Origin of the sequence: Methylosinus sp. C49 (assembly GCF_009936375.1) — a bacterium.
Taxonomy (GTDB): domain Bacteria; phylum Pseudomonadota; class Alphaproteobacteria; order Rhizobiales; family Beijerinckiaceae; genus Methylosinus.
In genome coordinates this window covers 3,615,600-3,639,609 of sequence record NZ_AP022332.1, presented here as the reverse complement: position 1 = coordinate 3,639,609, position 24,010 = coordinate 3,615,600, and the positions used below count along the sequence as shown (strand labels likewise).

The window sequence follows — 24,010 nt, the reverse complement described above, 5'->3', positions numbered from 1 at the left end:
TCGGCGCTTTGTCCCGCAAGGACCGTCTATGAACCTACCGGCCCCGCCCACCGGACTCTATCCCGAAGACTATGAGAGAATCGAAGCCGCGGTGATGGAGACCGTGCGCGGCCGCTGGTTCCTGCTCGAATATGCGCGCCGTCAGCGCGTCGAGGAGACCGAGCGGCTCGTGCTCGCGGTGGATCGTCTGGAGCGCATCGCTGCGCGCGCGGAGGAGCGCGCAGAGGAGCAGGAGGCCGCCGTCGATTGGCAGCTGCCGCGACGCCTCGTCGAGCGCGCGCAGGAATTCGCGCGCACGCTGCGCGCCAGCGGCGTCGAGGAGAAGCTCTGCGCGCAGGCCGATGCGCTGGTCGAGCAATTCTCAAAATTGCTCGACGCGCCCGCCGCGGAGCCGGACGAAGCGCCGCGCGCGATCATCGAAGCCGCGGTGATCGAGATCATCGACGGGCCGCATGAAATCGAAGACGAGCGCGTCGAGCCGATTCTCGAGATCGAGGCGGCTGACGAGCCGAAAGAGATCGTCGAAGCCGAGGCTTTCGTCGAGGCGGAGGCGATCGCGCCGGAGCCGATCGACGACGAGCCGATCTCGGTCGAATCCTTCGAGGTGGAAGCTGTCGTCGCCGAGCCGATCGAGATCGAGGCCGTCGCTTCCGAGCCCGAGCCTGTCGCGCAGCGAGAGGAGCCGCCGCAGGCGGTAGAGATCGCCGAATCCGCCGAGCCGGCGTCCAATGAGATCGTGTTCGAGGAATTCGTCGCGCGCGCGATTCTGCCGGAGGAGACAGCGCCGCTCGAAATCGATGCGCCCCGCATCGATGCGCCCAAATTCCTCGCGCGCGAATCCGGCTCGCCCAAGATCAGCCTTCCGAAGACCACGCCGCCGAAGACCGAGCCGGCGGGGCCGGTCGATCCCCGCCTCGTGGCGCTGTCACGGCTCGATCATCTCTCCCTGCACGAAAAGCTTCGGCTGTTTGGCTGAGCAGGCCTTGCCGGCGGCCGCCTGAGCCGCCGCATCCACGCCGTTCTGATGCGCGAGCGCGACATTACCGAGAAACTGCTGCGCGCTCGCCTCCCAAGTGAAGGTCAGCGCATGGGCGCGCGGCACGGCGGACGGAATCTCCGTCGCCGCGAGACAGGCGGCCTGCAAATCCTCGCTCAGCACGCCGGCGCCGCTCGCGCCGACCACATCGAGCGGCCCCGCCACCGGAAAAGCCGCCACCGGCAGGCCGCAGGCCATGGCCTCCAGCAGCACCATTCCGAAAGTGTCGGTGCGGCTCGGAAAGACGAACACATCCGAGCTGGCGTAGAGCGTGGCCAACTCCGCGCTGGTCTTCACGCCGAGAAAGCGCGCCTGCGGATAGGCCGCCTCGAGCGCCGCGCGCGCCGGCCCGTCGCCGGCGACGAGCTTGGTGCCGGGTAGATCGAGCGCGAGAAACGCCTCGATATTCTTCTCCACCGCGAGCCGGCCGGCATAGAGATAGAGCGGCCGCGGATAGCCGAGATCGACCGCTTTATCTGGATGAAAGAGCTGGTGATCGACGCCGCGCGACCAGCGCATCAGCCGGCGGAAGCCTCTCGCGGAAAGCTCCTGCGCCAGCGTCTGCGTCGAAACCATCGTCCCGGCGCCGCTATTGTGGAAGCGGCGCAGCAGCGCATAGGTCACGCCGACCGGAAAGCGGGTGCGGGCGTGAATATATTCGGGAAAGCGCGTGTGATAGCTCGTGGTGAAGCGCCGCCCCTGGCGCAAGCAGCAGGCGCGCGTCGCCATGCCCACCGGCCCTTCGGTGGCGATATGGACATGGTCGTAGCCCTGCGCCAGGCGCTTAGCCACCGCTCCCGCCGAGGCGAGGGCGAGCTGAATTTCAGGATAGGTCGGCATGGGGATGGAGGAGAAATCCTGTGGCGTCAGGAAATCGATCGACGCGCCGAGCGCGCTCGCCGCGCTCGCCATCGCCTCCAAGGAACGCACGACTCCGTTGACTTGCGGACGCCAGGCGTCCGTCGCGATCAATATCCGCATCAGGCGGCGGCCCTCGCCTGCGGCAGGGCCGGCGGCTGCTGCGCGGCGGCTTCTGCCGCCGCTTGCTGCTCCTTGGCGGTCTTGCGCCAATAGAGGATCTCGAAGCGGCCGTCGGAATGCTCGGCGATCGCCGTGCAGCTCTCGACGAAATCGCCGGTGTTCACATAGAGCATGCCCTCTATGTGGCGGATCGTCGCGTGATGAATATGGCCGCAGACGACGCCGTCCACGCCGCGCCGCGCCGCTTCCGCCGCCAGCGTCTGCTCGAAATCGCCGATGAAGTTCACGGCGTTCTTCACCTTCAGCTTTGCCCAGGCGGAGAAGGACCAATATTCGACGCCGAACAGGCGGCGCACGCGATTGGCCCATGTGTTGGCGAACAGCGCGGCCTCATAGGCCCAATCGCCGAGAAAGGCGAGCCAGCGCGCGTGCCGCACCACAATGTCGAACTGATCGCCATGGATGACGAGCATTTTCTTGCCGTCGGCGGTCTCGTGAATGTCGGTGTCCGCGACCTCGACGCCGCCGAACTCCATGCCCGTATAGTCGCGGGCGAATTCGTCGTGATTGCCGGGAACATAGACGACGCGCGCGCCCTTGCGCGCCTTGCGCAGCAGCTTCTGCACGACGTCATTGTGCGCCTGCGGCCAATACCAGCCGCCCTTCAGGCGCCAGCCGTCGACGATATCGCCGACGAGATAGATGGTGTCGGCGTCGTGATGCTTCAGAAAGTCGAGCAGAAGCTCGGCTTGAAGCCCTCGCGTGCCGAGATGGAGATCCGACAGGAACAGCGTCCTGAAGCGCTTGGCGCTCTGCGAATCGGCCAATGAATCGTTTGCGGTCATATCGACGCGCTCGCCTCTTTTTGTGCCGCAGCGTCTCCTTCCCACCAGATTCTTGTTGCGTAACGATGACACCGCGCGAGGCGCGCGGCGCCATGGCGAATTTCGCGTTCGATATTTCGAACGAATTCGATTATCTACGCGATCATGTCGGAAGGAGCGGGCGTCATGGGCGTGGAAGGCCGCGAAAAGCAGAAGATACTGGAAGCGGGAGCCTTGGCTTTGTCCGGGCAGCTCGGCGCGACTGTCCAGCGTCTGCGCAAGGCCTATAATCTGTCGCTGTCGGAACTCTCCCAGCAGTCCGGCGTCGCTAAATCGATCATCAGCCAGATCGAGCGCAACGAGACCAATCCGACGCTCGCCACCATCTGGCGCCTCGCCCAGGCTCTCGATGTGTCCATCGAGCGTGTGCTGCAGACCACGGAGGACGAGCCCTTCCTCGAGAAGACCAGCCGAGCGGACACGCCGATCCTGGTGTCCGACGACGGCAAGTGCCGGCTCGAGATCATCGGATGGATCAAGACCGTAGAATGGCTGCAATGTTATGAATTCTCCGCCGATCCAGGTGGAACTCTCGAATCCGAGGCGCATCAGCGCGGCTCTGTCGAGAGCCTGTCCATGCGCGAGGGCGAGCTCGAGGTGGAGGTCGCCGGCGCCAAGGAAATCGTGCGCGCGGGCGAGACGCTGCGTTATCGCTGCGACCGCCCGCATGTGATCCGCAATCTCGGGCGGACCGCCGCCCATGCGACCATGGTCTGCATTCTCAAAGCCGCCGCTATGGAGTGAGCGATTGACGAATTTCGAAAGAACGGACGCGGCCGATCGTCTGGCCGAGCCCAAATTGTCTCTGCTGCAGGCGTCCATCTATGCGATCGTCGGCGTGCAATTGCCCTTTTTCGCCATTTGGCTCTCGTCGCGCGGGCTCGACGCGTTGGAGATCGCGGCTCTGATGGCTGTGCAGCCGGTCATTCGCATCGTCTCCATGCTGGTCGCTTCGCATCGCGCCGACCGCATCGGCGACCATGGCGCGCTTCTCGTCGGCTGCGTCGCGGCCATGGCGGCGGCCTTCGCCATGATGGGCCTGTCCACGGGCTTTGTCCCGCTGCTCGTCGCGGCGGCGATGGTCGCGCTGGCGCAGGGGCCACTGGGGCCGCTCGCCGATGGCGTCACCTTCGGCGAGGCGCGCCGCCGGCGCGATCTCGGCCTGCCGCAGCTGCATTATTCCTGGGTGCGAGGCTGGGGCTCCGTCGCCATCCTCGTTTTTCTCATTCTGAGCGGTCCCGTGGCCGGCAGCCTGCCGGTCGAGGACATCATCTGGCTGCTGACGGGCGTCGCCGTTCTGGCCTGCGCCGCAGGCCTCGTCTCGCTCATCGGCCTCGCGCGGCCGCCCGTTATCTCCGGGCGCCGTAGGGCCGCGCCGATGGAGCGCGTCGAGATCGTCGCGCTGGTCATCGGCGCAGCGACCCTCGTCCAGAGCTCGCACGCCATGGTCAACACTTTCGGCGCCTTGCATTGGAAGGCGATGGGGCACGACGACACTTTCATCGCTTTCGCCTGGGTGGCGGCGCTGGCGACCGAGGTCGTGGTGTTTCTGATGGCGGGCCGCTGGTTCGGCGGCGAGCGGAACGCGGCCTATTTTCTCGTCGCGGGAGGCATAGGCGCGGTTGTGCGCTGGATGCTGATGGCCGCCGACCTGCCCCCGACCGGCATTTTTCTTGCCCAGGCGCTGCATGGCGCCTCATGCGCGGCGGTGCAGATCGGCCCGGCCTATCTGCTCGCCGAGCTCGGCGGCAAGGATCGGCTCGCCCAATCGCAGGCTTGGCTCGCGGCGGCGATCGCCGGCGGAACCAGCCTGCTCACATTCTCGTCTGGCCCGCTCTATTCCGCGGCCGGCGAGCACGGCTATCTGGCGATGGCCGCGGTCGCTTTTGTCGGCCTTCTGCTCGCGGCCGCGGTCGTTCAGATCACCTCGGGTCATCGTGCGAAGGCCGAGCCGCTGGAGACTCGCGCCGACGCCGAGCCGGAGCGCAGCAGCGCCTGAGCCCCTCTCTTACGAGAGGTCGCCCATGTGCTTTTGCGAGTAGAGCTGCACGCCGAGCTGCTTGATCAGCTCGAGCTGCGTCTCGAGGAAGTCGATATGACGCTCCTCGCTCTCGACGACCTCTTCGAACAGCAGCTTGCTGACGCGGTCGTTGATCGACAGCGCATAGGCCGCCGCCTCGAGATAGAGAGCGCGGGCGTCGACTTCCGTGGCGAGATCGAGGCGGATGATCTCCTCGACCGACTGGCCGATGCGCAGAGGATCGAGGCTCTGCATGTTCGGGAAGCCTTCGAGGAAGAGGATGCGATGCACGAATTTATCGGCGTGCTCCATCTCCTCGATGGATTCGTGACGCCACTTCTTGCCGAGCTCCTTGAAGCCCCAATTATCGAGAATGCGATAATGCAGCCAATATTGATTGATCGCCGTCAGCTCGGCGCGGACGCCACGGTTCAGATATTCCAAGAGCTTCGCGTCACCGCGCATGTTATTTCCCCTTCCGCCCGGCCAGAGCGGACCGGGTCATGCAGCCAATTCGTCGGCCCGACAATTATCGCATTCGCCGGCTCCGCTGCAATGATCGGATGGGACCGCCGCATGCTGATCGACGATCGCGCTGATGTTGCGCGCGCATCGGCCGCAACGCGGCTCGCACCCCATATGCCGGAAGATCGCGCCGACGCTGGGGCGATCCGATCTTCCTCCGAGAGCTTCGCGGACTTGGCCGTCCGAGAGCACATTGCAAGAGCAGACGATCATCTCCGCACCTAGTTTGGAAGGGTTGTAAACTAGCTGTGATTTCAGTAGCTTAACGTACCGTTCCGGTTCTGGCTAGAGGCCTTTGTCGGTTTTCCGACAGCGGTCTCGGGGATCACGGAGACTTCGCAAATCGCGCGCCACGGCCACGCGGCCGCGCCAGATTATTTGTTGTGGATAAGAGGCGCGGCAAGACCTGGAGCATGCTCGCGCCCGCCTCTTTTGAAAATCTTTCGCGCGAAGAAAGACCTTGGACGAATCTTCGCGCCTCGAACGGAAGGGCTGAGGTCCGATGTCAGATCTCGCAGATCTTTTTCCCGGCTTCGCCTCGCATTGGATCGATGCGCCCGCCGGCTCCATTTTCGCCCGCTCCGGCGGCTCCGGTCCGCCGCTGCTGCTGCTGCACGGCTTCGGCGAAACGCATGTCGCTTTCGCGCGGATCGCGCCGCGGCTCGCCGAGCGTTTCTTCGTCGTGGCCATGGATCTGCGCGGCTATGGCTGGTCCTCCGCGCCTGCGAGCGAGAAGGGCGAGGCCTATACGAAGCGCGCGCAGGGCGAGGACGCCGTCGTCGTGATGGAGCGGCTCGGCCATGTGCGCTTCTCGCTCGTCGGCCATGATCGCGGCGCACGCGTCGGCTTTCGGCTGGCGCTCGATCATCCGGGGCGGCTGGAGAAACTCGCTCTGCTCGATATAGCGCCGCTCGAGGAATCGCTCGGCGACGCAAATCTCGCGCGCCTCGGCCGCGCGCGGCTCTTGTCGCAGCCGGCGCCCAAGCCCGAGCAATTGATCGGCCTCGATCCCAAAGGCTTTCTCGCCGATGCGCTGGCGAGCGGAACCAAGAGCGGAACGCTCGACGCTTTCGATACGCGGGCCTTCGCCCATTATTGCGCCGCCTTCGACGAACCCTCGCGCATTCACGCCTTTTGCGAGGATTTTCGCGCCGGCGCGGGGCCGGACCGCGCGCTGGACCTCGCCGATCGTGCGGCGGGCAAGAAGATCGTCGTCCCCACTCTCACGCTTTGGGGCGCGGCGAGCTTTTCCGGCCATGGCGCCGCTCTGCTGGAGCAATGGCGCGAATGGGCGGATGATCTTCGCGGCGCCGAGATCGACAGCGGCCATTATCTCGCCGAGGAGGCGCCCGAGGCGACATTCGCCGCGCTCGACCTTTTTCTATGAGCGAATTTCCCTTCCGCGTCGCTGTGGCGCTCGGCGGCGGCGGCGCGCGCGGCCTCGCCCATATCTCCGTGCTGGAGACGCTGGACGAATTGGGCGTGCGCCCCTGCGCCATCGCCGGCACGTCGATCGGTGCGATCATCGGCGCCGCTTACGCCGCCGGCTTTTCCGGCGCGGAGCTGCGCGCCCATGCGGAGGCGGCGTTTCGCAATCGCATGCGTCTCGCGCGGCGCTTGCTGCGCTCGCGGGCGCGACGGCGGGCGCGCACCTTCTCCGATCTCGCGCATCCGGCGCTCATCGACGCCGAGCGTTTCCTCGACGCCTTTTGGCCGCAGGGCATGCCGGAGACATTCGAGGCGCTGCACATTCCCTTCACCGCTGTGACGACGGATTTTCGCCTGCGCCGCGAGGCGGCGATCTCTTCCGGCCCGCTATATCCGGCGGTCGGCGGCTCCATGGCGATTCCGGGCCTGGTGCGGCCGGTCGCTTATGGCGACAGCTTTCTGATCGACGGCGGCCTCGTCAATCCGCTGCCCTACAATCATCTCGTCGGCTGCGCCGATATCGTGCTCGCTGTCGATGTCTCGGGAACAGCGAGCGGGCGCGCGCGCAATCGTCCGCCCTCGCCGATAGAGACGATCATCGTCGCCAGCCAGATCATGATGAACGCCATCAGCGAGCGCATGATCGAGGAGAGCCCGCCCGACATTTTGATCTCGCCCGCGGTCAATCAATATCTCGCGCTCGATCTCTTCAAGGCCAAGCGCATCTTCGAGGCGGGCGACGCCTGCCGCGCGCAGGTGATCGAAGGATTGCAGGGCGCCGCCGCGCGGCTTTCGCTTCAGCGCCGCGCCTGAAAAAAGGCGCGCAGCAACTCGGCCGCCTCGCTCTCGCGCAAGCCGCCATAGACCTCCGGCGCGTGATGGCAGGTCTTCTGCGAGAAGAATCGCGCGCCATGATCGACGCCGCCGCCCTTCAAGTCTTCCGCCGAATAATAGAGCCGGCGAATGCGCGCGAAGGAGATCGCCGCCGCGCACATGGCGCAGGGCTCGAGCGTGACATAGAGATCGCAATCGACGAGCCGCTCGCTCCCGAGCGTCGCGCAGGCGGCGCGAATGGCGAGCATCTCCGCATGAGCCGTGGGGTCCTTGTCGCGCAAGGTGCGATTGCCGGCGACGGCGATGATCTCGCCATTGCGCGCGATGGCCGCGCCGACGGGCACTTCATTCGCCGCGAAGGCGTCGCGCGCGGCGTCGAAGGCGGCGGTGAGGGGGTCGGTCATTTCGCCCTGTTCGCTTCGTCTCGCGCCAAATGGGCGCCAAAGGGCGCGTCTCCCGGCCGAGCGCGGCGAATATCGAGCACGGCCCGACGCGAATCAAGCGGCTGAACTGCCCCCGCCCGATCGGTCGCTTGAAATCATAGTTCAAAGAGCTATAGTTTTTAGAACTATGGGGCCTTGGTGCGCGTCTTCAAAATCAGATGGTTCGCGCGGTTCGCCCGCAGTGAGCGGATCGACGACGAGAGCTTGAGCGAGGCGATCGGGCGCGCAGCGCGCGGCCTCATCGACGCTGATTTGGGCGGCGGCCTCATCAAGCAGCGCGTCGCCAGACGGGGCCGAGGACGTTCCGGCGGCTATCGCATGATCATCGCCTTTCGCGTCGAGGAGCGCGCTGTTTTTCTTTACGGCTTCGCCAAGAACGAAAGGGAAAATATCGAGCCGGACGAATTGGAGGATTTGCGCCTCGTGGCGCGCGGATGGCTCGAAGCGACATCGGAACGCATCGAGGCGGCTCTCGAGGATGGAGCAATTCAGGAGGTGCGACATGACAAAGAAAGCGACGCCTAGCGAGGCTACGAGCCGTTTGCGTGAGGCCATTCTCGAAACCGCGGGAGACATGCGCCGCCTCGGAATCATGGACGAGGCGAGTCATGCGAAGATCACATTGCGTCAGCTGGACAAGGACTGCGCGCCTGCGCCCTCGCCGATCACGGGCGAGGAAATCCGCGACCTCCGCGAGAAGGCGCGGTTGAGCCAAGCGGTTTTCGCCCGCTATCTCAATCTTACGGTGGGCTATGTCTCTCAGCTCGAGCGCGGCGCAAAACGGCCGAGCGGCCCCGCGCTCGTTCTGCTCGACCTCATCCGCCGCAAGGGCATAGAAGCGATCTTCTAGACCGGCGTCCCCTCAATCCCCGCCGGTCCATTCCACCTCCGCGCCGAGCATGCGCAAATTCTCGACGAAGCGCGGATGCGCGCGCTTGATCGGCGTGGCGTTATGGATCATCGAGCGCCCTTCGATGCTCGCCGCCAGCATCAGCAGAGCGATGGCGACGCGGATGATATAGGGGCTCTCCACCTGCGCCGGGACCAGCGGCTTGCCGCCGAAGGCGATGAGCCGATGCGGGTCCGACAGAAACACATGCGCGCCGAATTTGGAGAGCTCGCCGGTCCAGCCGAGCGCGCCGTCATAGACCTTGTTCCAGAACATCACGCTGCCCTCGGCCTTGACGCCGAGCGCGATGAAGATGGGCAGAAGATCGACCGGCAGATAGGGCCAGGGCGCCGCCTCCACCTTTTGCAGCACATTGCGGGTGAAGGGCTCGGCCACTTTCAGCGGGCCATTGGCCCTGGTCTTGGACCAGCCGTCCTCATGGACGACATGCACGCCGAATTTCGCGAAGGTTCGGTCGATCAGCGGAAACTGATCGGGCGCGCTATTCTTCACCTCGACGCCGCCGCCGGTGATCGCGCCCAGCGCCAGAAAGGTCGCGACCTCGTGGAAGTCTTCCGTGAGATGGAACTCGCCGCCGGAGAGCGAATCGACCCCGTCTATGGTGAGCTGCGAGGTGCCGATGCCGGAGATGCGCGCGCCGAGCGTCTCCATGAAGGCGCAGAACTCCTGCACATGCGGCTCGGAGGCGGCGTTGTTGAGCTTGGACTGGCCGCTCGCCAGCGCCGCGCACAGCACGAAATTCTCCGTGGTGGTGACGGAGGCGTAGTCGAGCCAATGCCGCGTCGCGCGCAGCGGGCCGTCGGAGCGGATGACGAGCGAATCGTCGCTGCGCTCGATCGTCGCGCCGAAGGATTTCAGCACCTCTATATGCGGGTCGATCTCGCGCGCGCCGAGCGTGCAGCCCTTTACGTCGTCCTCTATGCGGGCGACGCCGAAGCGCGCGAGCAGCGGCGGGGCCAGCATGATGGAGGAGCGCATCTCCGCCGGCAGGCGATGGATGGACGGATCGAAGCGCGTGTCCTCATGGCGCAGCTCGAGCAGGCCGGTCGCAAAATCCATCCGCACGTCGCTGCCGAGCGTGCGGAACAATTCCAGGATCTTCTTGACGTCCGTGATCTCCGGCACGCCATGGATGCGCAGCGGCTCTCTGGTCAGCAGCGTGGCGCAGAGAATGGGCAGCACGGCGTTCTTATTCGCGGAAGGGATGATCCTGCCGCTGAGCGGACGTCCGCCATGCACGATCAGATGAGCCATACCGCCTCCAGACGTCTGTTGCTTCTATGCGCCGAAATAGGGGACCGCGGCCGGCTTTCGCGGGGCAGCGGGGGACTCCCTACGTGGATTCGAGGCCATAACTCGGATTCATGGCGAATGACGAGTGAAAAAGCGGCCGTCGCGCCTTTCTCTTTGGCCCCGCGACCTGCTATCAGGGCGTGATGACCGACAAAAAGCCAGAAAGACCCGCCCGCCGTAAGGACGGCGGCGACCAGCCGCCGCGTCGCCGCGCCCCGGCCAAACAACCGCCTGCGGCCGAGCCCGACGCCGCCGCCAGCGCCTTCGAGGGCGAACGCATCGCCAAGGTCATGGCGCGCGCCGGCGCCTGCTCGCGCCGCGACGCCGAGATCTGGGTCGCGGAAGGGCGCGTTTCCGTCAACGGCCGCGTGCTGGACAGCCCCGCCTTCAATGTGCAGGAGGGCGACCGCATAGAGGTGGACGGCCAGCCGCTCGCCGAGCGCGAGCCGACGCGCTTGTTTTTGTTCCACAAGCCGGCCGGCCTCGTCACCAGCGCCAAGGACCCGGAGGGACGGGAGACCGTCTTCGGCTTCCTCGAGGAGCGCTTTCCCGATCTGCCGCGCTTGGTGAGCGTCGGGCGGCTCGACATCAATACCGAAGGCCTGCTGCTGCTGACCAATGACGGCGGCCTCGCGCGCACGCTCGAGCTTCCGGCGACGGGCTGGACGCGGCGTTACCGCGTGCGCGCCCATGGCGAGATCGACCAGGCGCAATTGGACGCGTTGAAAAAGGGCGTCACCGTCGACGATGTCGATTACGCGCCGATCGACGCCAAGCTCGATCGCGTCCAGGGCGCCAATGTCTGGATCAGCATGGCGCTGCGCGAGGGCAAGAATCGCGAGATCAAGCGCGTGCTCGAGCATTTGGGCCTCGACGTCAATCGGCTGATTCGCATTTCCTTCGGCCCCTTCCAGCTCGGCGAGCTGGAGGAGGGCGTCGTCGAGGAGGTGCGGCTGAAGACCTTGCGCGAGCAGCTCGGCAAGGGCTTGGCCGAGCTCGCCGGCGTCGATTTCTCGTCGTCGCGCCGCGACTCGGACGAGCCGCCGCATGTCGCCGCCGAGGAGGCGCGTCAGCGCGCCAAGACGCGCACGCGCAAGCATGTCACGACCCTGCGCGCCGAGCGCGAGGAAACGCGCGGCAAAGGCCCGCGCGCCCGCATAGAGCGCGCCGCCACCAGCGATCGCAAGGGTCGCGCCGTGTCGGTCGAGAAGATCGTGCCCGTGCGCCGCGCCGAGGAGCCGGCGACGACGCGCAACGCCCGCCGCTTCCGCGCCGAGCGGATCGAGGGAGAAGAGAGGCCCGCGCGCGTTTCCGGCGAGCGCAAGGAGCGATTCGAGCGGAGCGAGCGCGGCCCTCGGCGCGAGGGCGAAGGACGTCCGCCGCGTCGCGAGGGCGCTGCTTCGCGTCCGCGCGCTGGCGAGCGGACCGAGCGTTTCGATCGCGGCGAGCGTCGCGGGTCGAGCTTCGGCGCCGGCGACGGGCCGCGCCGCGAGCGCGCTCCGCGTCGCGAGGGCGAGGGGCGTCCGCCGCGTCGCGAAGGAGCGGCCGCCCGTGCATCCTCGGGCGAGCGGACGGAGCGTTTCGAGCGCGGCGAGCGTCGCGGGTCGAGCTTCAGCGCGGGCGAAGGGCCGCGCCGTGAGCGTGCGCCGCGTCGCGAGGGCGAAGGGCGTCCGCCGCGTCGCGAAGGAGCGGCGGCTCGCGCATCATCTGGCGAGCGGACGGAGCGTTTCGATCGCGGGGAGCGTCGTGGTTCGGGCTTCGGCGCCGGCGATGGGCCGCGCCGTGAACGCGCGCCGCGTCGTGAGGGCGAAGGTCGTCCGCCGCGTCGCGAGGGGGCGGAGCAGCGTCCGCGCGGCGAGCGGACAGAGCGTTTCGATCGTGGCGAGCGTCGCGGGTCGAGCTTCAGCGCGGGCGAAGGGCCGCGCCGTGAACGCGCGCCGCGTCGTGAGGGCGAGGGGCGTCCGCCGCGTCGCGAAGGAGCGGCTGCCCGTGCGCCTTCTGGCGAGCGCGCCGAGCGCAAGAGCTTCGGCGAGCGCAAGAGTTCCGGCGCGGGCAAGAGTTCCGGCGCGGGCAAGAGCTTCGCGGGCAAGAGCTTTGTGGGCAAGGGCGCCGGCAAGCGTTTCGACTCCGGCGATGCGCCGCGGGGCGAGCGCGCGCCGCGCAAGTCGGGCGAGGGCCGGCCGCGTCGTGACGGGGATGCGCGTCCGTCGTCGGGCGAGCGTCGCGGTCCGCCGCGGAGCGGCGCGGGCAAGGGGCCGGGTAGAGGCGGACTGGGCGGCAAAGGGCCGGCGGGCAAAGGCGCCGGAAAAGGGCCGCGCAAGCCCGGCGGCGCGCCGCGCAAGCCGCGCTAGCCCATGCGCATCGTCGCCGGCAGCTTTCGCGGCCGCGTGCTGAAGACGCCGCAATCGCAGGCGATCCGTCCTACTTCGGATCGCCTGCGCGAATCCGTCTTCGACATTCTCGCCCATGCCTATGACGATCCGGTTCCGGGCGCGCGCGTCGTCGATCTCTTCGCCGGCACCGGCGCGCTCGGCCTCGAGGCCTTGTCGCGCGGCGCTGCGAAAATCCTCTTCATCGATGATGGCGTGGAGGCGCGCGCGCTGCTGCGCGCCAATGTCGAGACGCTGGGCGCGGGCGGCGTGACGCGCGTCTTTCGGCGTGACGCGACCAAGCTCGGCCTCGCGCCGCCGGGCGAATTGTTCACGCTTGCTTTTCTCGATCCGCCCTATGGGCGCGATCTCGCCACGCGCGCGCTGCGCTCGCTCGTCGAAGGCGGCTGGCTCGCCGAGGGCGCGTTGGTCGTCGTCGAGGAGGCGGCGGACGTCCCTCTCTCCTTGCCCGAGGGAATCGTCGAGGAAGAGCGCCGCCGCTACGGCGACACGCAGATCGTCATCGCGCGTCGCGTCAGAATGGATTCCACGTCGCTTCCGGCGTGAATTTCAAATAGCCGAGATTGAGGCCGAGGCGCGCGCCGACGCCCGCGCGGATCGGGGCGATGACGACGCCGTCCGCCGTGAGCTCGGTGAAGCCCAGTCCGCCGACGAGATAGGCGGAGCCGGCGACGCCGCCGAAGCGGGTGAAGATCGCATCGACAGAAGGCAAATTATAGATCAGCATCATGGTGCGGTCGCCATTGGCGCCGGCGTCGAAGCCGAGCGACGGACCTTGCCAATAGACGCGCCGCTGGCCGGCGTTGCGCGTGTACATCACGCCCTCGCCATAGCGCAGGCCGCCGACGAAGGCGCCCGAGCCTTCCTGTCCCAGCACATAGGCGTTGGGGCGGCCCCAGCGCCGCGCCATCTGCTCGACGCCCTGCGCGAGATCGCGCGCTATGGAGCCGAAGAAGCGATGGCCGTTACGCACCACTTCGTCGCCGGACATGGGCTCGGGTCTCGGCTCCGCCCGCACGTCATAGGCGGCGCGCGCCGGCGTCAGCGGCGACAGCGCGGCGGCTGCGGTGAGAGCCAGCATCTCTCTGCGTGTTGCGAGCGTCGCTTCTCTGCGCGTTGCGCGCGTCTCTCGGCGAGTTGAATTTGCGGCGCGCATGACGAGGCTTCCCCATTGGGCGTTTGCGAATCGATCTGCCGAAGTTTGGATGCGATCGTGTCGCGCCTGTGGCGCCGCGACGGCTCTTCTTCGCGAGAGGAAGAATCTCGCCGCGTTCTTAACAAAGTCTTGCGGCTGCGGGATCGCCGAAAGCGATGAAAGGTCCGTTGCGATAGGCTTCGCCCGCCTTGCCGTAGAGAAGCGGGCGGCCCGCAGGATCGACAACGCCGCCGCCGGCCGCGCGCAGCACGGCGTCGCCGGCCGCCGTATCCCATTCCATCGTCGGGCCGAAGCGCGGATAGAGATCGGCCGCGCCTTCCGCCAGCAGGCAGAATTTGATCGAGGAGCCGACATCGCGCGTCGCGGCGACGCGTCGCTCTTCCAGAAAAGCGGTGGTCGCCGCGTCGAGATGCGAGCGGCTGACCAGCGCCGTCGGCCCTTCGGCCGGCAGAGCGCGCACGCGCAGCGGGCGCCAGGCCGTGCGCGGCGGCGCCGGCAGGCCGGGCTGCGAATCGGCGGCGAAGGCGCGCGCGCCCGCGAACCATAATCGCCCGAGCGCGGGAGCATAGACCGCGCCGGCGCGCGGCGCGCCCGCGACGATGAGGCCGATATTGATGGTGAACTCGCCGCTACGCGCCAGAAACTCGCGCGTGCCGTCGAGCGGATCGACGAGCAGGAAAGTCTCGGCGCGGGCGAATTGCGCGCCCGCGGCGGCCGCCTCTTCCGCGACGATGGGAAGGCCGGGCAGCAGCTCGGCGAGACGCGGCGCGAGAAAAGCTTCGATTCGCTCGTCCGCCTCGCAGACCGGGCTGGCGTCCTTCTTCGCGCGGGCCTCTATCGCCGGCGCGGCGAGAACCTCCATGGCGATGGCGCCGGCGTGCGTCGTCAGATCGGCGAAGGCGGCCGCCAGCGCATCGAAATCCGCGTCTTTCTCGAGCCGCACGCCGTCAAAACTCCAAATCGCCGCGCCGCTCGACGAGAGCCGCCTCGTTCGTCTCTTCCGCGCGCAGATCGTCGACGCGTCCCGCGGGCGGCCCGCGCCGCGCCGCTTCCACCAGCGCTTGCAGTGCGCCCTGCGGCCCGGCGGCGACGATCTCCACCGCGCCATCGTCGCAATTGCGCGCCCAGCCGGCGAGCGCGAGGCGCCCGGCCTCCCGCGCGACAAAGGCGCGAAAGCCGACGCCCTGCACGCGCCCGCGCACGGTGATGCGGAACACGCGGCGCGTCTCGCTCATTGCGCCGCCTCCACGGCGACATTGTCGATGAGCCGCGTCGCGCCGAGCTTCGCCGCGACCAGCAGGCGAATCGGCCCCTCGTGACGCCGCGCGACGCGCGCCAGAGTCTGCGCGTGGCGCGCCTCGAGATAATCGATGAGGAAGCCCTCGGCGGCTATCTGCTCGCGCGCTTCCGCCATCACATGGCCGATCGGCTCGCCTGCGGCGATGCGCTGCGCCGCTTTGCTCAGCGCGCGATAGAGCGTCGGCGCGACGCGCCGCTCCTCGGCCGCAAGATAGATGTTGCGCGAGGACATTGCGAGGCCGTCCGCCTCCCGCAAAGTCGGCGCGCCGACGATCTCCGCGCGCAGATCGAGATCGCGCGCCAAGCGCTTTATCACCAGCAATTGCTGATAATCCTTCTCGCCGAAGACGGCGACGTCGCAATCGGCCTGATTGAGCAGCTTGGCGACGACGAGCGCGACGCCGGCGAAATGCGTCGGCCGGAAATGATCCTCGAGATCGGCGATCGCCGGCCCGCCCACCGCGACCGTGGTGGAAAAGTCCGGCGGATACATCTCCTCCACCGCCGGCGCATAGCAGAGATCGGCCGCAACGCTCGCGAGCTTCTCGACATCGGCGGCGAGCGTGCGCGGATAGCGGTCGAAATCCTCGCCTGCGGAAAATTGTGTCGGATTGACGAAGACCGAGACCATCACGCGATCGGCGCGCCGGCGCGCCTCCTCCACCAGAGCGAGATGGCCCCGATGCAGCGCGCCCATTGTGGGAACGAAGCCGACGCGCTCGCCGCGCGCGCGCCATTGCGCGACGCGCTCGCGCAGCTCGGCCAGCGTATGGACGGTGGGAACGGGAAAAGCGCTCATCTTCGGCTCATCCTCTGCTGCGCATTGGGCGCATGGCTCTCCAGAAAGGCGATATAGGCGCCGGGCAGGCCGAGCGCGCGCGCCGAGGCGACGATATTCTCGACATAGCCGGGCGCCGCCGGCCCCTCGCGCGTCGCGGTTCCGATATAGACGAGCGCCCGCGCCGAGCCCACCGGCGCGCGCAGCACCGGCTGCACGACCTTGCGGTAGAGGCCGCGGCCGATCTCCTCGTAACGGTCGAGCGCCGGCACATCCGCCACGGCGAGGTCATAGAGCAGGCCATGAACCTGCGCCCGCGCGTCCGGTACGACCGTGGCGTAGCCCGTCTCCAGAATGGCGAAACGATAGCGCGCCAGCCGGCCGAGGCCGAGCGGCCGCGAATGCGGACAGCGGACAGCCATTGCGGCGACGTCCATATTGGCGCCATAGGCGAAATAGAGAGGCATGTGGTCTTTCCGTGCGGCGGCGGACCTTAGCGTATAGCGCCGCGGCGAGCGAGGCGCCGCGGCGCCCCTCGCGGAAAGAAAAAGAGCCCGGCCTGCGCCGGGCTCCCAACCGAGAGCGGCCCCTGGGAATTAACCACCCTCATCGACTATTCTCAGCGTTGGATGCAGTTTTAGAAATGCGTCGAATCGACGCGAGGGCGAGAAGGGAGGACGGAAATGGAGGAGTTCGAAGGCGGCTTTCTGCGCAGCACGGCGATCGGCCTCGTCCTGGCTCTGGCGGCGGCGATCGTCTATGTCTGGTTCCGCTAGGCGCGCGCGACCGGTTGACGCGCGGTCATAGAGAAGCGATAGGCTTCGCCGCGAGCTGGGTCCGGCTCCGGGTTCGGAAGGGTGGCCGAGTGGTTTAAGGCAGCGGTCTTGAAAACCGCCGTGGGGGAAACTTCACCGTGGGTTCGAATCCCACCCCTTCCGCCAGTAGGCTATTTTAAAATCAATATATTAGAACTAATTTGCAAATCGGCCCACTTTAGGCTTGGGATTGGGTGAGACGCATTGCGGCGTAATACATCCGTGCGCGGTCGTTCGGTTTCCTCCTCGGCGCGGACCGCGAAGCGTGGTCGATGTAATGTCCGGCGCCTTGCCGCGGTGTCGCAGCGCGACGCGGCGCAACAATGATCGGGGCCGGTGGCCGCCTCGTCTTCCCGGCGATGTTCAACGTCGAGGTGTCCGTCGGATCGCGCGAAGCGGAGCGCGCTGCCTGATCCCGGCGGAACGCCCATTCGAGGTGTTTCGGGCTGCGGCGAGACCGACAGCGCCAGGGAGAGTGAGCGTCTCACGCCGCATTTAAGTAGGGACGCGGTTGAGCGTGGCGGACATGCCTATTTTTTGGTCAAGCGCCGAACTATTGTGAACGCTCGGCGGTTATGGTGGCTTGTTCCGCGCCTTATAGCAGGCGAGGCACTTTTTTGAGCAATACGCGCCTATGATCCCATATTGCGCCACCTTGTTGACGCAAGGTAAACCGACACAAAGTAAGAAAACCGAACGCCGATTCCAGGGGGATGAAAATGACTCGCGATCTGCAAACGCTGATCGAAGCGGCAAAAAAGGCTGCGCCCTCGCCGCAACATCGCGAAGAACAGCGGCGCTCCTTCGTCTACGGCAACACCGCCTTTGAAAACAGCCTAATCACGCGGGAAATGGTCGATAAGCAAGCTGCGCACGTCGAGCGGGAACCAAATGAACGCCGGAAATAACGACCGGCGAGACAGCCGCGCAGACGATCCAGAACTCATCAAAGACCCAATGGAGCGCGCGGAAGCCGAGGTTAGAAACGGCTTCCGCCAATACGATGCCGGCGTTGCGATGGCGCTGGATGCTATCGAACGCGGAAGCTTCAAGCTTCGCGCTTCCATGCTGTTGACACTTCACCGAGAAGCGTTGCGCGGCATCAGTAGTTACGCGGGAAATTTTCGACCCGGGCCTGTCAACATTACCAAGAGCAATCATAAGCCGCCTGATGCGCATCTTGTGCCCGAACTCGTTGAGGAATTATGTGATTATGTGAATGAGCACTGGCATGCTGCGACAGCTATTCACCTTGCAGCCTACGTCATGTGGCGGTTGAACTGGATTCATCCGTTTGCCGATGGGAACGGCCGAACGTCTCGTATTGCTTCCTTTCTTGTCCTTGTGGTGAAGTCGGCGTTTGTCCCGCCGGGCAAGGACACCATCCCGGCACAAATTCAAAACGACCGGAGCGGCTATTTCGCAGCGCTTGACGCTGCGGACGCAGCTGCTCTCGCAGGTAAGATCGATGTGACGGAGATGGAGGAACTCCTTAGCGGCATGTTGGCTAAGCAGCTCACGTCCTACTATGCCGAAGCCGGCGGGCGCCCTTTGAATGGCGACGGCGAAACGCCAGCGGAAAGCGATGGCGTTGGGCATTGAAGCGAGGCCTCTGCCGCCTTCTCAGAAGTCACTAAAGCTTTCGAAATTGATCGAGAGGCTCGATGCGACTGAGCGCAATTTTTTATCGATAAGCATCAGCGCACACTCGAAATAGCCAATAACAAAAGCGAAGATCGCATGATCGAGAGAATCAGAAACTTGCTCGATCAATCGAAGCCAGAAAAGCAGGAGGCGATAAAAAGATGATGGTGAGGGATAGACCTCTATAGCCTTCCTCCACGCCGAAACGCCTGCGGCGGCTGCCCGTAGACGCGCAGAAACGCCCGTCGCATTCGTTCTGGATCGCGAAAGCCGCTGTCGCGCGCGATTTGCTCGATCGTGTCGGCGCCGTTCTCCAGCGCGCTCTTCGCTCGGTCGAGCCGCAGGCGCTCGATCGCCTTGGCGGGCGTCGCGCCGGTGGCGCGGGAGAAGGCGCGCGCGAAATTGCGTGGGCTCATCGCGGCCTGCGCGGCCAGCTCCTCCACGGTGAGGCGTTGGCGTAGACGTTCGCTCGCCCAGCGCAGCAGCGTCGCGAACTTGTCTTGCCGGCTCTCCAATTCCAGCAGCGCGGAAAATTGCGATTGCCCGCCCGGGCGCCGATGATAGACGACGAGCTGCCGCGCCACGGCGCGCGCGACATCCTCGCCGAGATCGTCGTCGATCATCGCCAGCGCGAGATCGATTCCGGCGGTGATTCCAGCGGAGCTCCAGATCGGCCCGTCGTGCACGAAGATCAAATCCGGCTCCAGCCGAACCTTCGGAAAGCGCCTTTGAAAATCGCCGCTGCGGCTCCAGTGCGTCGTCGCTCTGCGGCCGTCGAGCAGCCCGGCCGCCGCCAGCACATAGGCGCCCGAGCACACGCTCGCCACGCGTCGCGCGCGCGTCGCTGCGCGGGCGACGAAAGCCAGCGTGTTTCTGTCCATGGCGGCGCCGCGCGTGCCGAGGCCTCCGGCGATCAGCAGCGTGTCGCAACGTCGCGCCGCGGCGAGGCCCCCGGCCGCTATGGCGACGCCGGAAGAGGAGCGCACCAGGCCCGGAGCGGCGGCGATCGTCCGTAGCGTATAGGCGCCGGGGACGATGCGCGCGGCGATCTCGAAAGCGGCGATCGGACCCGCGGCGTCGAGAATCTGAAACTCCTCGAAGATCAGCAGAGCGATGATCCGCGCGCTCATGGCTCTGTCCGAAAAAGTGGGAAAACCGTCATTTGAGACAGAGCCTAGCGGCGCTACTCTGCCTTCGTCAACAAGGGGAGGCTCGCAATGTCCGACCAAAGCCTGCGCATCGTCTTCGCGATTTTTCCGCGGCTCACCCAGCTCGATTTCACCGGGCCTTTCGAGGTGCTGTCGCGACTGCCCGGCGCGGAGGTCGTCGTCGCCTCGCGCGAGGGTGGGGCCGTCGCTTCCGACACCGGGCTCGAATTCGGCTCGACGCGCGCGCTCGCCGGCGTGGAGCGCTGCGATCTCCTCTGCGTTCCCGGCGGTCCCGGCGTCGAGGCGGCGTCGGTCGATCGCGAATATCTGGAGCAGATCGCGCGGCTCGCGGAAGGCGCGCGCTATGTGACCTCGGTCTGCAACGGCTCGCTGCTGCTGGGCGCCGCCGACCTGCTGCGCGGCAAGCGCGCCGCGTGCCATTGGGCCTGGCGCGATCTCCTGCCATTGTTCGGCGCCGTTCCAGACGCCGCGCGCGTCGTGCGCGACGGCCGCGTCGTCACCGGCGGCGGCGTGACGGCGGGCATTGATTTCGCTTTGACGCTCGCAGCCGATATCGCCGGCGAGCAGGTCGCGCGCGCGATTCAATTGTCGATCGAATATACGCCGGCGCCGCCTTTCGACAGCGGGCGCCCGGAGACGGCGGGCGAAGCGCTAGTCGAATTCGTGTCGCCGCGTTTCGCCGAGCGAAAGGCGCGTTTTGCGGCCTTGCATGGCTGAGCGCGGCGCGGCTTTTCCATTGCGGCTTTCTGTGCTCTATCGAGCGCTTCTGTCGTCGCAATGGATGCGCCCATGATCGCCGCCGCCACGCCTGCGCATGTCGTCATCGACGGCTTTCTCGGCGCGGCGCGCGCAGGCGAGCTGATGCAATTTGCGCTGGCGCATGAGAGCGAATTTTCGCAATCGCGTTTCTACACGGCCGAGCGCGAGGCGCGCGTCGATACGTCGGTGCGTGATTCTTCGCATCTTCTCGAGCTCGGCCCGCTGCGCGCGGCTTTCGCCGCGTCTGTCGATGTGGTTCTGGCGCGTCTGGCGCGCGAGCTGAATCTTTGTCTGCCGTCCGAAACGAAAAAAGAGATCGAGATGGTGCGCTATGGCGACGGCGGCTTCTTCAAGCGCCACGCCGATGCGCCGCCGCGACCGGATGGACACGACAGCGTGCGGGCGCTCACGCTCGTCTATTATTTTCACGCGCTGCCGAAGCGTTTCGACGGCGGCGCGCTGCGGCTCTTTTCGCCGGATGGCTTTGCGGACATAGCGCCGGCCTATGATCGTCTCGTCGCTTTTCCCTCGGCCGCGTTTCACGAGGTGCGTCCGACGCGCTGCGCGAGCGCCTTTGCCGATGGGAGATTTTCGATAAATTGCTGGGTGAGACGGGCGCGGGAAGGGCAATCCCCCTCGCCATCATGCTGAGGCGACTTCGCCGCCGTCTCGACGCGCGAGAGCGGGTGCCAGAAGGCCGCGCTCACGGTTTCCTCCTCCTTCGAGGCGCCCGCTGCGCGGGCTCAGAATGAGGAAACTAACGCGATCTGTTTCGAGCTTTGGCTTCGTTCTGTTTCTCGGCGCGCAATTCGGTGCTAGCTTTTGCGCCTACGAGAGTGTTTCGAGCGTTCGGACTATCGATATTCGCGGGGACAAGACATTGAAATCCGCGACCGCGCCGAGCAATCGCGATGATGATGTGTCGGCTTTGAAGGGCGAACTCCTCGTCATCAAATGGATGATGGGGCTCGTGCTGGCGTTTCAGGTGGTGATAGCGGTAAAATTGTTTTGGCACTGAGCGATTATGAGCAACTACAAACTCGACAAGTATGGAGCCGACGGCGTCGACTGGTTTGAGTTTGCAGCGCCCGTATACCGATTTCTTGTGCAAGGCGAATAGGAGGGGATCGTGACCGAGGACAATAAGCGTTTATCCTATTTGATTGATATTTACAAACTATATCAGGTGCATGTGAATACTATGTTCAACTATTTCATGGTATTGTGTGGCCTAATAATCAATGCGTACATTCAATCCATGCAAAATCCGCAGCTAAGATCCGTTGTGGCTCCGTTTATCTCCGGCTTTGGCGCTTTCATAGCGGTTGTTTCGCTTCTTATTTACTTGAGGAGCAGGCAGATGCTCGACACGATTGAGGCACGGATGTCCAAAGAGGAAATTGTACTATTTGGCGAGGGTGAGGGATTTCTAAATGCTCGGTCCATGAAGCCGAGGTGGTTTTTGCGTCATTGGCACCAATTCATCGCGATCTATACATCGTTTATTTTGGCGTTTCTGAGCATGTGCGTCTATGCAATTGTGTCCTCCGGGGTAGTGTAATTGCGTCGCAAGGATGCCCGCCCCCTCGCGCTCCCCCCCGCGAATCGCTAAAATCCCCTCCATGGCCAAATCCGATGATCTCTTCGGCGGCGCCCCGCGCAAGCCGGCCGCCGCTCCCGCCGCGAAAGCGCCCAAGGCGCCGGCGGAGTATGACGCCGCCTCCATAGAGGTGCTCGAGGGGCTGGAGCCGGTCCGGCGGCGGCCGGGAATGTATATCGGCGGCAAGGACGAGGCCGCCATGCATCACCTCTTCGCGGAGGTGCTGGACAATGCGATGGACGAGGCCGTCGCCGGCCACGCCAGCTTCATAGAGGTCACGCTCGAGCCGGAGGGCTGGCTCACCGTCTTCGACAATGGCCGCGGCATTCCGGTCGGGCCGCATCCGAAATTCCCCAAGAAGTCGGCGTTGGAAGTGGTCATGACCATGCTGCACGCCGGCGGCAAGTTCGATTCGGGCGCCTATCAGACCTCCGGCGGCCTGCATGGCGTCGGCGTGTCCGTGGTCAATGCGCTGTCCGAGCGGCTCGAGGTGGAGGTGGCGACCGACCAGCAGCTCTATCGCATGATCTTCTCGCGCGGCCTGCCGCAGGGGAAGCTCGAGCAATTGGGCCGCATCTCCAATCGCCGCGGCACTAAGGTGCGCTTCAAGCCGGATGTGGACATCTTCGGCCCGGCGGCGCATTGGCGGCCGGCGCGGCTGTTCCGCATGGCGCGCTCCAAGGCCTATCTCTTCGGCGGCGTCGAAATCCGCTGGCGTTGCGCCAAAGAGCTGATCGAGCCGGGCTCGGATGTGCCGGCCGAGGCGGTGCTGCGCTTTCCCGGCGGGTTGCGCGATTATCTCGCGCGTGAGACCGAGGGCAAGGAGCTGGTCGCCGATCAGCCCTTCGTCGGCAAGGTGCAGCGCGAGGGCGGCCATGGCTCGCTCGAATGGGCCATCGCCTGGTTCGCCAATGAGGATGGGTTTTCCCACTCTTATTGCAACACGATTCCGACGCCCGACGGCGGCACGCATGAGGCGGGATTTCGCCTCGCATTATTGCGCGGCTTGAAGGATCACGCCGAGCGCATCGGCCAGGCCAAGCGCGCCGCCAATGTGACGGCGGATGATCTCATGGGCCAGTCCGCGGCGATGATCTCCGTCTTCATTCGCGAGCCGGAGTTTCAGGGGCAGAACAAGACGCGGCTGATGAATGTCGAGGCCTCGCGCCTCGTCGAAGGGACGGTGCGCGACGCTTTCGATCATTGGCTCGCCGGCGCGCCGTCGCAGGCGACCAAGCTGCTCGATTTCGCGGTGGAGCGCGCCGAGGAGCGCATGCGCCGCCGCGCCGAGAAGGAGCAGGCGCGCAAATCCCCGACGCGCAAATTGCGCCTGCCGGGCAAGCTCGCCGATTGCACCAATACGTCATCGCAAGGCTCGGAGATTTTCATCGTCGAGGGCGATTCCGCCGGCGGCTCCGCCAAAGCGGCGCGCGATCGCGCCAGTCAGGCCGTGCTGCCTCTGCGCGGCAAGATTCTCAATGTCGCATCCGCCGGCCGAGAGAAGCTCGCCGCCAATCAGCAGCTCGCCGATCTCGTGCAGGCGCTCGGCTGCGGAATCGGCTCGCATTATCGCGACGAGGATTTGCGCTACGACAAGATCATCGTGATGACCGACGCCGATGTGGACGGCGCGCATATCGCGTCGCTGCTCATCACTTTCTTCTTTCGGCAAATGCCCAAGCTCATCGACGGCGGCCATCTCTATCTCGCCGTGCCGCCGCTGTATAAGCTCACGCAAGGCGCCAAGACCGTCTATGCGCGCGACGATGCGCATCGCGACGAGCTGGTGAAGAAAGTGCTGACCGGCAAGGGCAAGATCGAGACGAGCCGCTTCAAAGGCCTCGGCGAGATGATGCCGGCTCAGCTCAAGGAAACGACGATGGACGCCAGGAAGCGCACTCTGCTCAAGGTCGTGATCGCCGGAGAGGAGCGCGAGGAGACCGCCGATTGCGTCGAGCGGCTGATGGGCGCCAAGCCGGAGGCGCGTTTCGCCTTCATTCAGGAGCGCGCCGCTTTCGCCACGGAATTGGATGTGTGACGCGGGAA

Annotated in this window: 28 protein-coding genes and 1 tRNA gene; 17 read left to right on the top strand and 12 right to left on the bottom strand. The window is 65.7% G+C overall.

Annotated features, from left to right (window positions below; genetic code table 11):
* The first annotated feature begins 28 nt into the window (after window positions 1–28).
* A complete protein-coding gene (locus tag GYH34_RS17130; protein WP_161914628.1) occupies window positions 29–976 on the top strand; it encodes a hypothetical protein in 948 nt (315 codons plus the stop codon).
* Here the strand turns inward: GYH34_RS17130 and GYH34_RS17125 are convergent.
* Window positions 926–2,017, bottom strand: coding sequence for a glycosyltransferase family 1 protein (locus GYH34_RS17125; protein ID WP_161914627.1), 1,092 nt, complete (start codon window positions 2,015–2,017; stop codon window positions 926–928). The two genes, GYH34_RS17130 and GYH34_RS17125, sit on opposite strands and share 51 nt — an antisense overlap.
* Window positions 2,017–2,862 (bottom strand): UDP-2,3-diacylglucosamine diphosphatase, encoded by an 846-nt coding sequence (locus GYH34_RS17120; RefSeq protein ID WP_161914626.1) that lies wholly within the window; start codon window positions 2,860–2,862, stop codon window positions 2,017–2,019. The genes GYH34_RS17125 and GYH34_RS17120 overlap by 1 nt, the downstream gene beginning before the upstream one ends.
* 165 nt (window positions 2,863–3,027) lie before the next feature.
* Between GYH34_RS17120 and GYH34_RS17115 the strand changes: the two genes are divergently transcribed.
* A complete protein-coding gene (locus GYH34_RS17115; protein ID WP_161914625.1) occupies window positions 3,028–3,645 on the top strand; it encodes an XRE family transcriptional regulator in 618 nt (205 codons plus the stop codon).
* Between the two features lie 4 nt (window positions 3,646–3,649).
* Window positions 3,650–4,900, top strand: a complete 1,251-nt coding sequence (locus GYH34_RS17110; protein WP_244635193.1) for an MFS transporter — start codon at window positions 3,650–3,652, stop codon at window positions 4,898–4,900.
* A 9-nt stretch (window positions 4,901–4,909) separates the two neighbouring features.
* Here GYH34_RS17110 and bfr read toward each other — a convergent pair whose 3' ends face one another.
* Window positions 4,910–5,386: a bacterioferritin gene (gene bfr, locus GYH34_RS17105; protein ID WP_108917612.1), complete on the bottom strand. Its 477-nt coding sequence runs from the start codon at window positions 5,384–5,386 to the stop codon at window positions 4,910–4,912.
* Between the two features lie 36 nt (window positions 5,387–5,422).
* A complete protein-coding gene (locus GYH34_RS17100; RefSeq protein WP_108917613.1) occupies window positions 5,423–5,659 on the bottom strand; it encodes a (2Fe-2S)-binding protein in 237 nt (78 codons plus the stop codon).
* A 289-nt stretch (window positions 5,660–5,948) separates the two neighbouring features.
* Here GYH34_RS17100 and GYH34_RS17095 point away from each other — a divergent pair, with 289 nt between their 5' ends.
* Window positions 5,949–6,833, top strand: coding sequence for an alpha/beta hydrolase (locus GYH34_RS17095; RefSeq protein ID WP_161914623.1), 885 nt, complete (start codon window positions 5,949–5,951; stop codon window positions 6,831–6,833).
* Window positions 6,830–7,687: a patatin-like phospholipase family protein gene (locus GYH34_RS17090; RefSeq protein WP_161914622.1), complete on the top strand. Its 858-nt coding sequence runs from the start codon at window positions 6,830–6,832 to the stop codon at window positions 7,685–7,687. The genes GYH34_RS17095 and GYH34_RS17090 overlap by 4 nt, the downstream gene beginning before the upstream one ends.
* On the opposite strand, the gene GYH34_RS17085 is transcribed toward GYH34_RS17090, so the two are convergent.
* Complete coding sequence (locus GYH34_RS17085) at window positions 7,672–8,112, bottom strand: nucleoside deaminase (protein WP_161914621.1); 441 nt, start codon at window positions 8,110–8,112, stop codon at window positions 7,672–7,674. The two genes, GYH34_RS17090 and GYH34_RS17085, sit on opposite strands and share 16 nt — an antisense overlap.
* Window positions 8,113–8,289: 177 nt before the next feature.
* Here GYH34_RS17085 and GYH34_RS17080 point away from each other — a divergent pair, with 177 nt between their 5' ends.
* Both GYH34_RS17080 and GYH34_RS17075 read left to right on the top strand, forming a co-directional pair.
* A complete protein-coding gene (locus GYH34_RS17080; protein ID WP_161914620.1) occupies window positions 8,290–8,676 on the top strand; it encodes a type II toxin-antitoxin system RelE/ParE family toxin in 387 nt (128 codons plus the stop codon).
* Window positions 8,654–9,001 carry a helix-turn-helix domain-containing protein gene (locus GYH34_RS17075; protein WP_161914619.1) on the top strand — a complete coding sequence of 116 codons (348 nt, stop codon included), beginning with the start codon at window positions 8,654–8,656 and terminating at the stop codon, window positions 8,999–9,001. Before GYH34_RS17080 ends, GYH34_RS17075 begins: the two co-directional genes overlap by 23 nt.
* Before the next feature lie 12 nt (window positions 9,002–9,013).
* Here GYH34_RS17075 and GYH34_RS17070 read toward each other — a convergent pair whose 3' ends face one another.
* On the bottom strand, window positions 9,014–10,315 hold the full coding sequence (locus GYH34_RS17070) for a UDP-N-acetylglucosamine 1-carboxyvinyltransferase (RefSeq protein ID WP_161914618.1): 1,302 nt from the start codon (window positions 10,313–10,315) through the stop codon (window positions 9,014–9,016).
* Between the two features lie 182 nt (window positions 10,316–10,497).
* Here GYH34_RS17070 and GYH34_RS17065 point away from each other — a divergent pair, with 182 nt between their 5' ends.
* Window positions 10,498–12,705 (top strand): pseudouridine synthase, encoded by a 2,208-nt coding sequence (locus tag GYH34_RS17065; protein ID WP_161914617.1) that lies wholly within the window; start codon window positions 10,498–10,500, stop codon window positions 12,703–12,705.
* Window positions 12,706–12,708: 3 nt separating this feature from the next.
* Window positions 12,709–13,290, top strand: coding sequence for a 16S rRNA (guanine(966)-N(2))-methyltransferase RsmD (rsmD, locus tag GYH34_RS17060; RefSeq protein ID WP_161914616.1), 582 nt, complete (start codon window positions 12,709–12,711; stop codon window positions 13,288–13,290).
* On the opposite strand, the gene GYH34_RS17055 is transcribed toward rsmD, so the two are convergent.
* The 5 genes from GYH34_RS17055 to GYH34_RS17035 all read right to left on the bottom strand — a co-directional run bounded on the left by GYH34_RS17055 (window position 13,259) and on the right by GYH34_RS17035 (window position 16,444).
* Window positions 13,259–13,825, bottom strand: coding sequence for a DUF1134 domain-containing protein (locus GYH34_RS17055; protein ID WP_161914615.1), 567 nt, complete (start codon window positions 13,823–13,825; stop codon window positions 13,259–13,261). The genes rsmD and GYH34_RS17055 overlap by 32 nt on opposite strands.
* A gap of 193 nt (window positions 13,826–14,018) precedes the next feature.
* Window positions 14,019–14,843 carry a 3'(2'),5'-bisphosphate nucleotidase CysQ gene (cysQ, locus tag GYH34_RS17050; protein WP_161914614.1) on the bottom strand — a complete coding sequence of 275 codons (825 nt, stop codon included), beginning with the start codon at window positions 14,841–14,843 and terminating at the stop codon, window positions 14,019–14,021.
* Window positions 14,844–14,847: 4 nt separating this feature from the next.
* Window positions 14,848–15,135, bottom strand: a complete 288-nt coding sequence (locus tag GYH34_RS17045) for an acylphosphatase (protein WP_161914613.1) — start codon at window positions 15,133–15,135, stop codon at window positions 14,848–14,850.
* On the bottom strand, window positions 15,132–15,998 hold the full coding sequence (gene panC, locus GYH34_RS17040) for a pantoate--beta-alanine ligase (protein WP_161914612.1): 867 nt from the start codon (window positions 15,996–15,998) through the stop codon (window positions 15,132–15,134). The genes GYH34_RS17045 and panC overlap by 4 nt, the downstream gene beginning before the upstream one ends.
* Window positions 15,995–16,444: a gamma-glutamylcyclotransferase family protein gene (locus tag GYH34_RS17035; RefSeq protein WP_161914611.1), complete on the bottom strand. Its 450-nt coding sequence runs from the start codon at window positions 16,442–16,444 to the stop codon at window positions 15,995–15,997. Before GYH34_RS17035 ends, panC begins: the two co-directional genes overlap by 4 nt.
* 384 nt (window positions 16,445–16,828) lie before the next feature.
* Here GYH34_RS17035 and GYH34_RS17030 point away from each other — a divergent pair.
* From GYH34_RS17030 to GYH34_RS17020, 3 genes are all read left to right on the top strand, one after another.
* Window positions 16,829–16,918: transfer RNA gene (locus GYH34_RS17030), tRNA-Ser, on the top strand.
* Window positions 16,919–17,511: 593 nt separating this feature from the next.
* A complete protein-coding gene (locus tag GYH34_RS17025) occupies window positions 17,512–17,700 on the top strand; it encodes a hypothetical protein (protein ID WP_161914610.1) in 189 nt (62 codons plus the stop codon).
* The gene (locus GYH34_RS17020; protein ID WP_161914609.1) at window positions 17,684–18,394 is read left to right on the top strand and encodes a Fic family protein; all 711 of its coding nucleotides are present in this window, start codon (window positions 17,684–17,686) and stop codon (window positions 18,392–18,394) included. The genes GYH34_RS17025 and GYH34_RS17020 overlap by 17 nt, the downstream gene beginning before the upstream one ends.
* A 224-nt stretch (window positions 18,395–18,618) precedes the next feature.
* Here the strand turns inward: GYH34_RS17020 and GYH34_RS17015 are convergent, their stop codons facing one another.
* On the bottom strand, window positions 18,619–19,554 hold the full coding sequence (locus GYH34_RS17015) for a helix-turn-helix domain-containing protein (RefSeq protein ID WP_197745464.1): 936 nt from the start codon (window positions 19,552–19,554) through the stop codon (window positions 18,619–18,621).
* Window positions 19,555–19,653: 99 nt separating this feature from the next.
* On the opposite strand from GYH34_RS17015, the gene GYH34_RS17010 reads away from it, so the two are divergent.
* The 5 genes from GYH34_RS17010 (at window position 19,654) to parE (ending at window position 24,002) form a co-directional block, all read left to right on the top strand.
* Window positions 19,654–20,322 (top strand): DJ-1/PfpI family protein, encoded by a 669-nt coding sequence (locus GYH34_RS17010; RefSeq protein WP_161914607.1) that lies wholly within the window; start codon window positions 19,654–19,656, stop codon window positions 20,320–20,322.
* Window positions 20,323–20,394: 72 nt separating this feature from the next.
* Window positions 20,395–21,015 (top strand): 2OG-Fe(II) oxygenase, encoded by a 621-nt coding sequence (locus GYH34_RS17005; RefSeq protein ID WP_161914606.1) that lies wholly within the window; start codon window positions 20,395–20,397, stop codon window positions 21,013–21,015.
* A gap of 229 nt (window positions 21,016–21,244) precedes the next feature.
* Window positions 21,245–21,382 (top strand): hypothetical protein, encoded by a 138-nt coding sequence (locus GYH34_RS17000; protein WP_161914605.1) that lies wholly within the window; start codon window positions 21,245–21,247, stop codon window positions 21,380–21,382.
* Window positions 21,383–21,493: 111 nt separating this feature from the next.
* Entirely contained in the window at window positions 21,494–21,925 is a 432-nt protein-coding gene (locus tag GYH34_RS16995) for a hypothetical protein (protein WP_161914604.1), read from the top strand.
* Window positions 21,926–21,986: 61 nt separating this feature from the next.
* On the top strand, window positions 21,987–24,002 hold the full coding sequence (gene parE, locus GYH34_RS16990; RefSeq protein ID WP_161914603.1) for a DNA topoisomerase IV subunit B: 2,016 nt from the start codon (window positions 21,987–21,989) through the stop codon (window positions 24,000–24,002).
* Window positions 24,003–24,010 lie beyond the last annotated feature (8 nt).